We start from the raw sequence: 14,631 nt of genomic DNA, 5'->3' as shown, positions 1-14,631 counted from the left end.
TCCCTGCTCCATGCGATCCGCCCCGCGGCAGGCAGACGCATGCACGTACGCTCACTCGCTCGCTGGCCCAGGTTGCTTCAGAGGCACGGCCACGCGTGACGCGAGCCAGGCGCCCAGGGCCGCTCCCAGGGCGTTGAACGGCACATGCATGAGCGACGGGTGACGGCCCGGAAAGCAGACCTTTGCCAGCTGGAACAGCGTGCCGAGCACGAGGGCCAGCAGGGCGGCGCGAAGGACCCCTCCAGCGCGGAACCTCCGCTGGCCGAGGCTCAGAAGCACGCCGAACACGACGAAGATCAGCGTGTGCAAGGGCTCGACCAGCCACGCGTGGGACGTCTCGATCCGCCAGAGCCTCCTCGTCTGCTCCGGGATCTCCCAGAACGTCTCTGGCCGCTCGAGCTCCGGATCGGCGAGCAGATCGTGGGGGACGCCCGCCACCGTGGCGACGGCGGTATGCAGCTCCCCCTCCCAGCCGCGTGCGCCGTCCACCTCGTCCCCGAGCGCGAGCCGGTACGTCGGATCCCAGTCCTCGAAGACGCTGGTCGCGACCTTCTCCCGGAACCTGGGCTCGCCATCCACGAGGATCTCGATCAGATGCTCCCGGAACCGGACTTCGAGTCGCAGGTCCTGCGGCACCGCGAAGACGCCATCGACCTTCAGTGGCGCCATGCCGTTCGCATCGGATCCCTCGCGGCGCGCCCTCACGACGAGGTCCGGGCCCTTCTGGGCGACCGTGAAGTTGCGAACCAGCGAGCCCCCCGAGAGCGTGACGATGCGGGCAGGGCCACTCTGCTCGGCGCGGTCGGTGCGGAGCTCCAGGGCGACGTCGAGCTCGCGCGACTCCAGCGCCGCCGCCAGCCACGCCGGCGGCCCGGCCGTGCGCAGGACCGAAGGGCCGTGGAACCCAACTCCGACGCCGTCGAGCGAACGAAGGCCGTTGTGGACTCGTCGCGGCCCAAGATACTCGAACCGAAACGGCAGGAGCATGAACGCGGTGGTGACCAGAAACCACAGAACCAGTCCGCGCCGCGCCCTGCCAGGCCCCATCGCTGGATCGGTGGCCCATTCGGCTACGCCGAACGTGTGCATCAGCTCAGCTCGGGCCCAGGCGTCGCGGTCTCACCCATGGGCTCCGGCGGGATCTTCTCGTCGACGTCGCCCGGGCGGCCTTGACCGACGAGTTCCCGATAGAGCGATCCGCGCTGGCGCAGGGCCCACTTCGTGATGGCAGCCTGGCACTGAAGGCGCTCCACCATCGTCAGGTCCGCGCGCTTTACCGCATCGCGGATGGCGCCGAGTCGACGCCACGCCGGGCGGAACTTGGCCGCGGGACGACCCGAGGCGAACCACTGGTCACGGGCGGCGTCCGAGCGCATCCGGATCGACCGCTGAGGATGCTCGCGCGATTGGAACAGCACTTCATCCACGCGGACCAGGCGTCCCTGCAGCGCAAGCTCGGCGAGCAGCACTCGATCGGAACCCAGGTACGGCGCGATCAGGTGCGTCTTCGCGAGCGCGCTCCGGCGGATGAGACCGAAGACGTCGAAGCAGCCGTGATCGAGGTGGATGGCGCCGGCGAAGCGCTCCACGAGGTTCGGACAGTTCGCGTTCTGGATCGGCCAGCCGAGTTCGCGCGTCACGCGCCCTTGCTCGTCGATCTCGACCATCTCCGAGTGCGCGAGCACGATCTCGTGATCGCCCCGCAGGCGCTCGACGCATCGCTCCAGGTACGTCGGCTCCGTCAGGTCATCGTGGGCAGCCCAGCGGAAGTACTGGCCTCGGGCGAGCCCGAATGCGCGATTGAAGTTGCCCGCGGCGCCCGTGTGGACCTCGCTCCGCGCCCAGCGTACGCGCTGGTCGCGCGCCGCCCACTCCGCGCAGATCTCGCGGGTGCCGTCGGTCGAGGCGTTGTCGCAGAGGATGAGTTCGAAGTCGCCGAACGTCTGATCCATCGCCGAGCGGATCGCCTCCTCCAGAAAGGCCTCTCCGTTGTAGACGGGAAGGCCAATCGAAACGGGGGGGATCGGTTTGCTGGTGGAATGCATGGGGTCAGACGACCGTGACGGTGGCCGAGGAACCCGCGCTCTTCGCCATGGAGGCGATCTCATCACGGTAGAGGGGGTTCATGACCACGATTTCGGCGAGTTCGATGTCTCGGAGGGAGTCGGGACCGACGATCGGGTGGCCCGTTCCCGGAATGAAGCGGCCCAGCTTGCGAGGATTCACGTCGATCGCGCAGAAGATGACATCCTCCTGGCCGGTCATGTTCAGGAACGTGGCCCCTTTTGAGCCAGCGCCCCAGATGGCCATGCGGTCGCCTGCCGCCCTGGCGCCCGTCAGGCGCTCGGCCCAGCGGGCCTGGATCTCGCCGAACGTTCGCCCGAATTCGGCGCGCAGGTCGGCCTCTTCCCCAGAGGCTCCGAAAGCCTCCGTACTGAAGGAAATCGGTTCGCCGATGCTCGCGGCCTCGGCGCACAGAAACTGTCCGCCGAAGGCCTCGCGGGGCTCCGTGACGGCGCCCGCGCCGGCCAGGAGAGCCCGGAGCGCGCCGGGGGTGAAGTAGGAGCAGTGCTCGTAGATGACGTCCCAGACGCCGAGGTCGCGGATCGTCCAGAGGCCGTTCGGGACCTCGACGTAGAGGCCGGCTTCGGCGGCGCGCGCGGCGCTCGCGAGGAGTTCCACGAAGTCGCGCGGCGCCTCGACGTGTTCGAGGACGTGGCGAGTGAGCAGGAGCCGGGTCGCGTGCTCGCCTCCGCCCGCGTCCGCGGGTTCGAAGAGCCTGCGCTCGATCCGCAGCGAGTCCGAGGTGACGAGAGCGTCGTCCGGCGAACTCGGGTCCATCACGAGCCCCTCGGAGAGGCCCGCTTCCATGAGCAGGGCCATGAACTCCGCGCGACCGCCGCCGATCTCGACGGCGCGGCCACCCTTCAGCGAATGCCGCTCGACCAGTCCACGCGCCAGCTCCTCGGCGAAGGCCTGGAACGTGGGCGAGCCGTGCAGCGAGTTCTCGTAGCCCGGCGCGTACGCGACGAGCTCGGGATCGAAGTCCACGTTGTGCACGAAGCCGCACGCGGGGCAGCCGCCGAGGCGAATGCGTCCGCGCGGCGCGGCGAGCGCGTCTTCGCGGGTGTCGTACAGGACGTTGGCGAAGACGGGCTGTTCCCCCGCGTCGAAGAAGACAGCGAGGTCAGCGGTTTGGCAGACGAGACAGCGCAAGGAACGGTTCCTGGGGGACGGCTGGAAGGACGCTCGGATCAGAGCGCGGCGATCGTGGGGGCGAGGCCCATCGCGTGAATATCACGCGTGATCTCGTCGACGTAGATGGCGTTCATGATGAGCACGTGCGCGGGCTGGACTTCCTTCAGGGCATCCGGCGCCACGATCTCGTGACCCGTGCCCGCGAGGAACTTGCCGTGCTTGTGCGGATTGATGTCGACGACGGCAGTCACCTCGTCGCCGATGCCGAGGGTCGTGAGGTAGCTGACGGCCTTCGAACCCGAGCCCCAGAGCAAGACGGGACCGCGCGCGGCGGCCTCGGCGAGGTCTGCGCGGAGCGAGTCGAACTTGGTCTGGATCGCTGACTTGAAGTCCTCGACCGAGCGCAGCGTTTCCGCGAGGTCGTCCTCGGCCGGGAAGCATCGCCCGAGGCTCGGATCCCCCGTGCGCGCCTCGATCAGGAGGTACTGATCGTCGTAGCCCTTGTAGAGATCGAGCAGCTGGAAGCCGTGGCGGCGGAAGAGCCGCGCGAGGCTGCCGAGGGTGAAGTAGGAGCAGTGTTCGTAGTAGATGTCCCAGAACGCGCGCTCTTCGAGGATGCGCTCGGTGCCCGGGAGCTCGAAGCAGAGGATGGCGTCGTCGCGGCCCTCGACGGACTTCGCGACGATCTCCATGAAGCCCTTGACGTCGCCGATGTGCTCCAGCGTGTGGCGGCAGGCGATGTAGTCGGCGCGCAGCGAGGCGTGCTCGGGCGCGTAGAACTCGTTGCGGAACTCGATGCGGCTGGCGGCCTCCGAGGTGTTGCGCTCGGGGCGATAGCCGGGATCGATGCCGATGCCGCGACCACCGCTGATCTCGCAGAGTTCGGTCAGGAACTCGCCCTTGCCGCAGCCGATCTCCAGGACCAGCTTGTCGCCGAGCCCGTAGCGCGCGACCTGGTCCTGGCAGAGTTCGGTCTGGAACTTGCGGAACGTGCCGGAGAAGCCCTGGGTCTCCTCGTACTCGGGCGAGTAGTTCTGGAGCGTCGGGTCGTACTTGCGGTTCTGGATGAAGCCGCAGTCGTGGCAGACGGCGACGTTGAGTTCACCGCTCGGGAACGCGAGCGCGTCCTCGCGGGACTTGACCATCAGGCACGAGTGCACCGGGACGGACGGCAGCGAGTAGAACGACTCGAGGGACTCGGAGCCGCACGCCTGGCAGTGGGTCAGGGCGGACTTGTGCGTCACGGAGCTCGTGGTGGTGGAGGCGGTGGATGCCATCAGCTGGCCTCCTTGGTGGTTCGAGGTTCAGGGGCGGCGGCCGGGGAGGCGGCCGGGGCGGGCGCGAGGATCTCCGGCTTCGGAACGGGCACGATGAACTGCCCGCCGCCGGCCGCGAACTCGGCCTGCTGGGACATGATCTCGTCCTTGAAGTTCCAGGGCAGGATCAGGAGGTAGTCCGGGCGGTCCTGGAGGATCCGGTCGGGGCTGACGATCGGGATGTGATTGCCCGGCATGTGCCGGCCCTGTTTGTGCACGTTGCGGTCGGCGACCCAGGCGAGGTCACCCGTGCCGAGTCCCGCGTACTCCAGCATGATCGCGCCCTTGGCGGCGGCGCCGTAGCCGGCGATCCGCTTGCCCTCGCCCCTGAGGCTCGCGACGATGGCGCGAAGGCCGTCGCGGACGGCTTCGACCTTGTCCGTGAACGAGCGGTAGTAGTCGAGGCCGGTCATGCCGAGGGCTTTCTCCTCGGCGAGCAGCTCGGTGATCGACCTTTCAGCATCGTCCTCGTGGCCGACGAAGAGGCGCAGCGAACCGCCGTGGATCGAGAGGCGCTCGACGCGGTTGAGGTGTAGACCCGAGCGCTGAAACAGCTCCACCAGCGCGTGCGCGGAGAAGTAGCAGAGGTGCTCGTGGTAGATGGTGTCGAACTCGGCGTGCTCGATGAGGTCGCGCAGGTAGGGGACCTCGATCACGGCGACGCCATCCGGGGCGAGCAGCGCCTTGATGCCGCGCACGAAGCCGTTGGTGTCGGCGACGTGGGCGAGGACGTTGTTGCCGTGGATGACGCTGGCTCGGACCCCGTCGGCGGCCAGCTGCTCGGCGAAGGCCTCGGTGAAGAACTCGTGGTGGGTCGGGATGCCCTTCTGGCGCGCGGCTTCCACGGGGCCCTTGGCCGGGTCGATGCCCTGGACATTGACGCCGCGTGCGACGTAGTGCTGAAGCAGGTAGCCGTCGTTGCTGGCGAGTTCGATCGCGAGGTCGTCGGGGCCGAGTCGAAGCTCGTCGATGCGCGCGTCCACGTTCTTCTTCGAGTGCGCGATCAGCGCGTCGGAGAACGAGGAGTAGTACGGGTAGTCGTCCGCGAAGAGCACCTCGGGCGCGACGGTGTGGCGGATCTGTACGAGCGTGCAGGCCGCGCAGAAGGCGACCTCCAGGGGGAAGCGCTCGTCCTCCTGATCGATCTCGTCCGCGTTCTTCAGGCCGTCCGAGAGCGGCATCAGGCCGAGGTCGAGGAACGTGTGCAGGTCGGTGGAGCCGCACGAGCGGCACCCATCGATGGCCTCCACGCGGGGGCGGTTCTGGGGGGAAGGGCTCATGCGACGCCTCGCTCCTTGAAGCGCAGGTTGGTGTCGATCTGGCCGCCGTCGATGAGGCTCTTGACGTGGCGGATGCGGACGTAGCGGGAACTCGTGAACTCGTCGAGCGTGAGCCCGTGGGCCTTGTAGGCCTCGTAGAGCTCTTCGACGCCCTGGCGCACCGTCCATTCGCACTCGAAGCCGAGTTCGCGCGTGATGAGGTCGCAGTCGACCCGGTAGCAGCGCTTGTCGGGACCCGCGCCTTCCTCGATCTTGATGTGTGAGTCGGGCACGACGTCGGCGACGATCCGTGCCACGTCGATCATCTGGTAGTTCTCCTTCGTCGCGCCCACGTTGTAGGCCTTTCCGTGCACGAGGCTGCGGTCGGCTTCCATGACCGCCAGGAAGGCGCGGGAGATGTCGCGGATGTGCACGAGCGGGCGCCAGGGCGTGCCGTCGCTCTTGAGCAGGACCTCGCCGGTCGTGAGCGCGTAGCCCGTGAGGTTGTTGACAACGAGGTCGCCGCGCAGGCGCGGCGAGACGCCGTAGGCGGTCGAGTTCCGGAGGAACGTCGGCGAGAAGCTGTCGTCGGCCATGGGCGTGACGTCGCGCTCGACGAAGACCTTGGACTCCCCGTAGGGCGTGACCGGATTGAAGGCGCCGGTCTCGTCGATCGGAGCGTCGCCCGCGGCGCCGTAGAGGCTGCAGGACGACGAGTGGATGAAGCGCGGGACGCCGGCCGCCTTGGCGGCGCGAGCGACCTGGACCGAGGCCTCGTGGTTGATGTCGTAGGTGCCGCGGGGGTTCAGGTCGCCGAGCGGATCGTTCGAGATGCCCGCGAGGTGCACGACGGCGTCGAAGCCCTGGAGGTGCTTCGGCTCGACGTCGCGGATGTCCAGGGTCAGCGTCTCGCAGTCGAGGACGGGCGGGTCGAAGTCGCAGCCGCGGAAGAGGCCGTTGTCGAGGCCGACGACCTCGTGGCCGGCGCTCTGGAAGAGCGGGACGAGGACGCAGCCGATGTAGCCTTCATGGCCGGTGACGAGGACTTTCATGGGTGGGACGGGGGGCAGACGTTTCGTTGGCGGGGCTGTGTGAGCTTGGGGGGGAGCGGCGTGGCCGGTCGAGCGGCTAATGCCAGTACTTCTTCCAGGGAGCGTCACCGCCGTCCCAGAGGTCTTCCAGAATCTTGCGATGGCGGAGCGTGTCCATGCACTGCCAGAAGCCGGGGTGCTTGTACGCCATGAGCTGGCCCGTTCGCGCGAGGGTCTCCATGGGGGCCTTCTCCCACATGGTCTCATCTCCGTCGACGTAGTCGAACACCTCGGGCTCCAGCACGAAGAAGGCGCCGTTGATCCAGCCCTCCCCGAGCTGGGGCTTCTCCGTGAAGCTCTTGACCGCGTCGCCTTCGATCTCCAGGAGACCGAAGCGAGCGGGCGGGCGTACCGCTGTGACCGTGGCGAGCTTGCCGTGGCTTCTGTGGAACTTGAGGAGCTCGTTGATGTCGATGTCGGCGACCCCGTCGCCCCATGTGAGCATGAACGTCTCGTTGCCGATGTAGTCCTTGAGGCGCTTGACGCGGCCGCCGGTGCCGGTGCTCTGGCCGGTGTCGATGAGCTGGACGCGCCAGTCCTCGATCTCCTCGGGCGTCTCGTGCTCCACCGTGCCGCTCTGGGTGTGAACCGTGAGGTTCGCGCTGAGCGGCGCGTAGTTGATCATCCACTCCTTGATGACCTCGCCCTTGTAGCCGAGGGCAATGACGAAGTCACGGAAGCCCTGGCCCGAGTAGCTCTTCATGATGTGCCACAGGATCGGGCGCCCGCCCACTTCCACCATGGGCTTGGGTTTGGCGACGGTCTCTTCCGAGAGGCGAGAGCCGACGCCGCCAGCGAGAATGGCAACCTTCATGGGTGTGGGGCAGGGGAGGCCTGGGGAGCGGATGATGGGTTCTGGATCGCCTGAATCGCGCGTCGTTTCGGGCTTGAGGCCAGGCGGACGCCCGACCGATGTCCCACTATCGGTCAGGTCGGCTCGACGACCTGAATAGAACCGACCGAGCGTGGGTCGCGCTGAAGTCCCCATAATGATGAAGAGACTCTCGCCTGGGCGGTCGAAGAAGACAGCCTGTGTCCACGATCCCACCTGTCATGTCTGACATTCTCGACCTTCCCTTCGACCAGTATCAGCGCTACGGGCTCGTGAAGGCCCTTCTCGCGAGCGTTCGGGGCGAGGGGGAGCGCTTCCGCGTCCTCGACGTTGGCGGCCGGACCGCCCTTCTGCGGGAGTTTCTGCCGGACGACCAGGTCGAACTCGTGGACGTGGACCCCTCCGACGTGCCGGGGCTGATCCTGGGGAGCGGGGCGAACCTGCCCTTCAAAGACGATTCTTTCGACGTGGTCGCGGCGTTCGACACGCTGGAGCACGTCCCGCCTGGACTGCGAGGCGCTTTTGTTGACGAGTGCGGTCGCGTGGCCCGGCGCTACGTCATGCTCGCGGGCCCCTACGACTCGCCACGGGTCGCCGAGGCCGAACAGAACCTGCTCGACTTCCTGAAGGTGCGGCTCGATTGGGAGCATCGCTATCTCGCGGAGCACCGGCAGAACGGCCTTCCTGACGCGGTCCAAACCCGCAGCATCCTTCGCTCGCGCGGCGCACGCGTCGAGGTCTTCGGTCACGGGGCGCTCGACCGCTGGCTGCTTCTCATGATGCTCGAGCTCTACGTCGAGCACGAAGGGCTCTTGCACGGCATCGCGCCGAGGATCTACCGCTTCTACAACGAGCATCTCTTCCGCAGCGACCACGGCGGCGAGGTCTACCGACACGCCATCGTGGGAGTGTTCGGCGACGCGCCGATGCCCAATCTCCAGGCGGCGCTCGATCCCCCGGGTTCGGCGCCGAAGGAGGCGACGCAGAAGATGATCGAGATGGGGGCGGAGCTGCTGCGCTACGACGCGCTCCGCGACACCTACCAGCCCGAGATCGAGCGAATGCACGCCGAGGTGGCCGCTGCCACCAAGAACGCGCGCGAGTCGGCGGAGTCGCTCAAGACCGTGGTGGACGACCTTGCGGGCCACCGCGAGACGATTGAAGCGCTCCGCAAGGAGCTGAGCCTGGAGCGCGAGGGCGCAGAGGTCACGGCGAAGGTCAAGGACGAGCAGATCGGCGGGTTGACGGCGGACCTCGCGGGCCACAAGGAGATGATCGCCGAGCTCACGAGGCTTCGAACGGCCGAGCTCGCGGAGCTCGAGTCGCGGAGCAAGGAGCTCACGGACGTCTACGGGGAGATCACCCGGCTCAACGAGGTGATCGGGGGAGCGCGTTCCCATATCCAGAGCGCACTGCCGAAGACCGACGAGGACGACGTTCGCTCGCTTGCCGAGGAGGTGGAGCGGATCATCCATGCGCGCAACGTGCTGCTGGAGGAGCGGGAAGCCCTGATCGCCCAGCGGGACGAGGCACGCGGGCTCCTGGTGGAGGAGCGGGCGCGCGCGGAGGCACTGGCGGAAGATGCGCGCCGGGGTTGGAACCGGATCGGCCGGACGATCGGGCGCAGAGCGCTGGACGGCGGTTGGCTCGAGCCGCGCGGCCCGGTTCGCTTCGATATCTGACATGAGGACCAATTGATGCGGGCTTGGGTGCGCCCATAGGCCCCGCGTGCATTCTGGCCCCCATGAAGAACCCCTACCTCTTGACTGCCGCCCTTGCCCTTCCCCTGCTGAGCTTCGCCACCAGCTGCTCCACCGTGGCCGGTCTGCGCGACAGTGGACCGGGTGAGGTCGATGCCGGTCTCCTGCAATATGCCGACGAGTCGGCGACCGACGCCGTTCGCGAGGCGCGTCTCGAAGTCGCGGCCGAGAAAGATGCTCTGGAGGCCGTGCGCCTCAAGCTGAAGGACGCGCGCCAGATGCGTGAGCTCGTGAACGAGCGCGAGCACGTGGCCGAGGAGCAGCTCGACGTCGCGGAGCGACGCGAGCAAATCGCGAGTCGGAACCAGGTCGTCGAAGCTTCCGCGGAGATGGCGAACGAGCGCGAGGCCGAGCTTCGCACCGCGCGCAATCGCGTCAAGGTTTACGAGCAGATGATCGAGGCGCGCGAGCGTGAACTCGACCTGGCCAAAGCGCGGGTCGATCATGCCCAGTCCATCGTGCAGCTGCGTATGGCGGAAGCCGTGAGCGGCCTCCAGCGCAAGGACGCCAACAGCATCGACGTGGCCGACTTCGAGGCGGACGTGCGCGACGAGCGCACGAACGTGGAGCTCGCCACCACGCGATTCCAGGGCGCTCTGCGAGAACTCAAGGTCTCCCAGAAGTCCTTCGACGGCGATGTCGCCCTCTTCCCGGAGATGAAGGAAGAGTTCGACTCGCTCCTTTCGCAGCTCAAGGAGAGCTGATCCGGCGCACCTCGCCCATGAATCGCCGCCACTGTGCGCGCGCTGCGAAAGCAGGCCGTGCCGATGGCGTCGACCACGATGTCCGAGAAACTCGGATTTGACGTGAACACTCCCAGCGGCCCGTGACATTACCTGTCATGGCCGCTGATTCTTTGCCCTCGCATCCCGACCCCGATCGCCTGCTGGGCGATCGAGCCTGGCTCCGCCGTCTGAGCGTGTCCCTCGTGGGACCGGCCGATGCGGACGATCTGGCGCAGGATGCATGGCTGGCCCTCCTGGAGAGACAGCGGCGCGAGAGTGGGGGGCGCGTGCACGAAGCGCCGCGGGGATGGCTCGCCGGCGCAGCCCGGCGGCTGGCACTGGCGAGCCGTCGCAAGCAAGCCAGCCGCCTCGGGCACCAGCACATGTACGCGGGCGAGCTGGCCGCTTCGGGTCGCCTCGAATCAGAGGTGGCCGTCGACCAGCTGGCGGCCCAGGCCGAGCTTCAGCGGGAGGTCGTAGCGCTTCTGCTCGAGCTGAAGGAGCCCGTGCGCGGGACGCTGCTGCTCCGCTATCAAGCGGGCCTGAGCGCGGCGGACATCGCTCGTCGAACGGGGGATCCCGCGGGCACGGTGCGGCGCCGTCTGAAGGAGGGCCTCGATCGCGTGCGTGAGCGCATGGACGCGGACCATGGTGGGCGGAGCGCGTGGGCGCCTGCGCTGATGGGCGTCCTGCCGTGCGCGCTCGAATCGTCTCTTCTCTCGTCCGGTTCAGGCCTCGTCGCCGGTACGGCGCTACTCGGCATGAAGAAACTGATGTGGCTCGCGGTCGTGGCGTTGTTCGCGGGGGCTGGCTGGCTGGCGAGTTCCGCCTGGGAGGTCGAGCCGGAGTCTCGCCAGGTCGAGATCGTGGCGCGCGGCGTGGAGCCTCGGAAAGCCTTCCTGGAACCCGCGGAGCTCGTCGTGGCACCGGAGATGGACGATCCTGCAAGGAAGGCACTGGCAAAGCCGGCGCCAGGGGCTTCCTCTCCTCGCTATCGCGTGGTGACCGAGGACGGCGAGCCCGTAGCGGTGACACGGATGAGCGCGGTCCCGGGGGATGCGGGCCGCACGCTGGAGGCGGTCCAGGACGGTGCCTTCGTTCTGGACGACGAGACAGCCGAACTCGCGAAGGGCCTCGCCGCACTCCCCCTCGTGGTCTCCAGGAACGGAGCCTGGCCGCACACGTTCGAAGCGCCGCTCTCGGCCGGCTTGCACACGCTCGTCTGGCCGAAAGGCGTGACGTTGCGTGGGCGGCTGCTGGAACGGGGCCAGCGCCCGGGCGAGCGGGTGCGCCTGACGCTGAAGCGGGACGTGGGCTGGTCGGAGCGCCCGTACGCGGCGCAGATCGACCAGCGGGCCGATCCGGTTCCCAGAAGTCTTGCCGCCGAGGAGGACGGGACGTTCCTTCTGTCGGACCTGCCAGCGGACTGGCGCGGATGGCTGATGATCGAGGAAGCCTGGCGCTTCGACGGCGGGTTGCGTCAGAGCGCACTGATCGAAGCGGGCGGTGCCGGCGCATTCGATCTCGCGATCGAGCGCTCGCCCCGAATCATCGGGCGGGTGCTCGACGGCAGGACAGGAGAGGCCCTGGCCGCCCGCTCCATCGAGATCATCGAAACACGCGGCGAGGGTTCGAGTTACTACTTCCATGGCACGACGGACGAGCACGGACGCTTCGCCCATTTCCTCGATTCACGAGCCACGGCGGTCACGCTTCGGTTCGGCAAGGAGAGCGAATTCCGCACCCGAAGTTTCGAGGGCCTCGAGCCGCCGCTCGTGGGCACCCTCGACCTCGGCGACATCGCGCTCGAGGAGATCGAGCTCGCGACCTTGCGCATCGTCGACTCCGACGGGCGACCCGTTGCCGGCGCCCGAGTCTACGAACAAGGATCGCAGAACTTCGTGGAGTCCTCCGTCGATGGGAAGGTGCTGCTGCCGGTACAGGCGCTCGATTCGGCCTCGGTCGAGGTGCGCGCGGAAGGCCACGAACAGGCGATCTATCCCTCGCTGGCGCTATCCGCGGCGACGGAATCCGTGATCGCGCTCCGGCCGGAGCTGCGCTTCGTCGTACGCGTGCTGGACGCCGATGGGAATTCCGTCCCGGATTGCCAGGTCACGTTCATCCCGATCGGGCCTCCCTCCACTGCGCCTGACATCTTCGGCATGCGGGCGCCCGAGCTGGCGGCCGGGACAGTCACTCGACACGGTGGGCTCGCGGATGGACGCAGGGTGTTCGGGTTCTCCACCGACGAAGAGGGCCGGATCGAGGTGGGATGTCTTCCGCGCGACCTCTCCCTCCATGTCGGGTTCATGGACGGGTGGGAATGGGCCGAGCCACCGCTCGTGATCCGTGCCGACGGGCGCGGCCGGTGGGAAGGGACGCTCCTCGATCGACGCGAGCCTTTGCCGGAGGTGACCGGTGTGGTGACCACCGCGGACGGCGTCGCGATCTCGGATGCGAACGTGAAGTTCCCCTCGTCGCTCATGGCGAACTACGTCCGAACGGACGAGGCAGGTGCTTTCGCGGTGAAGCCTGAATGGCGCCAGGGGCGATCCCATCTGCTCGTGACCGCTCCGGGCTTCGCAGAGCTGCGCCACATTCTAGAGCGAGAAACGCTGGACTCGGAGCCGCTTCGCCTGACGCTTCAGAAGGAGCGCCCCCTGACCGTGCGGCTCATGGATGCGAACGGCGCGCCTGTCTCCGACGCCACGCTGTCCGTCGCGGTGAGTTCAGGAGGCGGACAATGGTCCCACGCCGGGTCCGAGGTCCCCGACTCCGCGGGCTATTGCCGTGTCCAGGGGCTCGGACCAGGGGAGCTCCGCCTGACCGCGAGGCGCGACGGCGTCAGCTATCAGCGCGTTCTCCCGGCCGAATCGGTCGAGGCGACCCTCGAGCTCGGTGAGCCAGCGACGGTCGTGGTCGACTGGTCAGCGCTGGTCCAGAAAGAAGTGGAGCCGAGTCATATTCTGCTGCGCCGACCACTCCTGGCGGGCCAGGGACCCACGGACGGCGAAAGAATCGACCGCCTCACCATGCAGAGCGGAAGCCACGCTCCGACAAGCACCAGCTTTCGCTGCTCGGCTGGCCAGTACGAGGTCGTCGCCTTCACCGGCCACTCGAGGGAAACGGTGAAGGTGGTGGCGACGGTCGAGATCGAAGTGCGAGCCGCGGAGCAGCTCCGGGTCGAGCTGCCGGGCACGGATGGAGCACGCCCCGCGAAGCCCGCGTTGGGCTACTGATGCGCGCGTTCGCGCACGGGCCGCAGTCCGAAGCAGAGCACGACGGACCCGCCGTCCAGATCGGGAAGATAGAGTTCCTCGGCGACGGGTTCGATGCCTTCGCCTTCGATCTCCAGCCGGTAGCGGCCCGGGCGGAGTTGGCGCAGGCCCTCGATCCTGCCGCTGATGGGGAAGCTGAATCGGTCGGCGATGTAGCGACATTCGTCCTAGCGGCAGGCGTAGAGCTCCTCTCGATCCTCCGGTACGCCGTGCGAATCGAGCCGCTGCAGCGTGGCCTGGGCTCGCCAGCGATGTGGGGCCAGCACGGAATGGCCGAAGGCTTGCTGCTCCCATTGCTCCAGGAAGTCGGCTCGCGCTGCGGCGAATTCTCCTCCGTCGCCAGTGAAGCTGAGGTCGAGGTCGAGTCGCGTGCCGCGCGGCCTTTCCAGCGTGACCTGGGTGAGCTTCCCCGGCTTGATGTCGACGACGAGATCCGGTCGCAGGTGTCGATCGATCGACGGTGCCATGTTCCCGCACGTGAGTCCGAACCACTGATCGATCTCCACTCTGTACCGACCCGCTGGAAGAGAATGCCTCACGGGCCCGCAGTCCCAGCGATTCTCCGTGCCGAAGGGCTCACCAAAGCTGTAGAGGAGCGGCAGGCGTCCCTCGGGCGACGAGAGACTCAGGCCCGGATGGGTGTCGGGCCACGTGCCGTCGGCATCGAGCACGGTCACCATGAGCTCTCCGAGGGGCTCTTGGCTCTTCTGCGGGAGCTGCAGTCGCACCCTCTTGATGGTCCACGGGATCAGCTCGGTGACCGCAGGTAGCCGCAGGAGAACCTCGTCCGATCCACCGGCATCGTCCATGGCGGCGAACGCCGCCTCGGCGCCGGGGCGGCAGCCGAAGGACGCGTACTCCGAGCCTCCCCTGGAAAGGCCGGGGAGCTGGACGGACCAGCGACGGATGTCCAGCGGCCGTCTCTCCGAGGAGAGGTCATCCGTTCCCCGGATCGAGAGCCCGGGTCTCAGGGCTCCGTCGTCCATGAAGAGGGTGGATCCCCAGCGATCCGGCAGCTCGACGGGCCGTCCCTCCGCATCCGTGACGGAGACGAGGACGTAGACCGTCGGCGGAATCACGGCCCGCGCGAAGGCGTAGAGCCCGACCAGTCCCGCCGCACTCAGGACGAGGGCCTTTTGGAGAAACCTCATGCCCGACCGAAACGGGGCTCG

11 protein-coding genes are annotated in these 14,631 nt (G+C 67.7%); 3 read left to right on the top strand and 8 right to left on the bottom strand.

Going from position 1 to position 14,631, the window contains the following annotated elements; translation table 11 throughout:
• Positions 1 to 51 precede the first annotated feature (51 nt).
• From Poly30_RS22305 to rfbF, 7 genes are all read right to left on the bottom strand, one after another.
• On the bottom strand, positions 52 to 987 hold the full coding sequence (locus Poly30_RS22305) for a hypothetical protein (protein WP_145202627.1): 936 nt from the start codon (positions 985 to 987) through the stop codon (positions 52 to 54).
• Between the two features lie 101 nt (positions 988 to 1,088).
• Positions 1,089 to 2,045 (bottom strand): glycosyltransferase family 2 protein, encoded by a 957-nt coding sequence (locus tag Poly30_RS22300; protein ID WP_419190509.1) that lies wholly within the window; start codon positions 2,043 to 2,045, stop codon positions 1,089 to 1,091.
• Positions 2,046 to 2,049: 4 nt separating this feature from the next.
• Positions 2,050 to 3,216 carry a methyltransferase domain-containing protein gene (locus Poly30_RS22295; RefSeq protein WP_145202623.1) on the bottom strand — a complete coding sequence of 389 codons (1,167 nt, stop codon included), beginning with the start codon at positions 3,214 to 3,216 and terminating at the stop codon, positions 2,050 to 2,052.
• 38 nt (positions 3,217 to 3,254) lie between these two features.
• On the bottom strand, positions 3,255 to 4,475 hold the full coding sequence (locus Poly30_RS22290; RefSeq protein WP_419190508.1) for a class I SAM-dependent methyltransferase: 1,221 nt from the start codon (positions 4,473 to 4,475) through the stop codon (positions 3,255 to 3,257).
• Positions 4,475 to 5,794, bottom strand: coding sequence for a class I SAM-dependent methyltransferase (locus Poly30_RS22285; RefSeq protein ID WP_145202622.1), 1,320 nt, complete (start codon positions 5,792 to 5,794; stop codon positions 4,475 to 4,477). Before Poly30_RS22285 ends, Poly30_RS22290 begins: the two co-directional genes overlap by 1 nt.
• Positions 5,791 to 6,825, bottom strand: a complete 1,035-nt coding sequence (locus tag Poly30_RS22280; protein WP_145202619.1) for an NAD-dependent epimerase/dehydratase family protein — start codon at positions 6,823 to 6,825, stop codon at positions 5,791 to 5,793. Before Poly30_RS22280 ends, Poly30_RS22285 begins: the two co-directional genes overlap by 4 nt.
• 76 nt (positions 6,826 to 6,901) lie before the next feature.
• Positions 6,902 to 7,678, bottom strand: a complete 777-nt coding sequence (gene rfbF / locus Poly30_RS22275) for a glucose-1-phosphate cytidylyltransferase (RefSeq protein WP_145202617.1) — start codon at positions 7,676 to 7,678, stop codon at positions 6,902 to 6,904.
• A gap of 239 nt (positions 7,679 to 7,917) precedes the next feature.
• Here rfbF and Poly30_RS22270 point away from each other — a divergent pair, with 239 nt between their 5' ends.
• The 3 genes from Poly30_RS22270 to Poly30_RS22260 all read left to right on the top strand — a co-directional run bounded on the left by Poly30_RS22270 (position 7,918) and on the right by Poly30_RS22260 (position 13,420).
• Complete coding sequence (locus Poly30_RS22270) at positions 7,918 to 9,378, top strand: class I SAM-dependent methyltransferase (RefSeq protein WP_145202615.1); 1,461 nt, start codon at positions 7,918 to 7,920, stop codon at positions 9,376 to 9,378.
• Between the two features lie 62 nt (positions 9,379 to 9,440).
• Positions 9,441 to 10,160, top strand: coding sequence for a hypothetical protein (locus tag Poly30_RS22265; RefSeq protein WP_145202614.1), 720 nt, complete (start codon positions 9,441 to 9,443; stop codon positions 10,158 to 10,160).
• Between the two features lie 137 nt (positions 10,161 to 10,297).
• Positions 10,298 to 13,420 carry a sigma-70 family RNA polymerase sigma factor gene (locus tag Poly30_RS22260; RefSeq protein WP_145202613.1) on the top strand — a complete coding sequence of 1,041 codons (3,123 nt, stop codon included), beginning with the start codon at positions 10,298 to 10,300 and terminating at the stop codon, positions 13,418 to 13,420.
• 206 nt (positions 13,421 to 13,626) lie between these two features.
• Here the strand turns inward: Poly30_RS22260 and Poly30_RS22255 are convergent, their stop codons facing one another.
• On the bottom strand, positions 13,627 to 14,610 hold the full coding sequence (locus Poly30_RS22255) for a hypothetical protein (protein ID WP_145202611.1): 984 nt from the start codon (positions 14,608 to 14,610) through the stop codon (positions 13,627 to 13,629).
• Between the last annotated feature and the right edge of the window lie 21 nt (positions 14,611 to 14,631).

Origin of the sequence: Saltatorellus ferox (genome assembly GCA_007751475.1) — a bacterium.
GTDB lineage: Bacteria > Planctomycetota > UBA1135 > UBA1135.
This window is presented reverse-complemented; position numbering and strand designations above follow the sequence as displayed.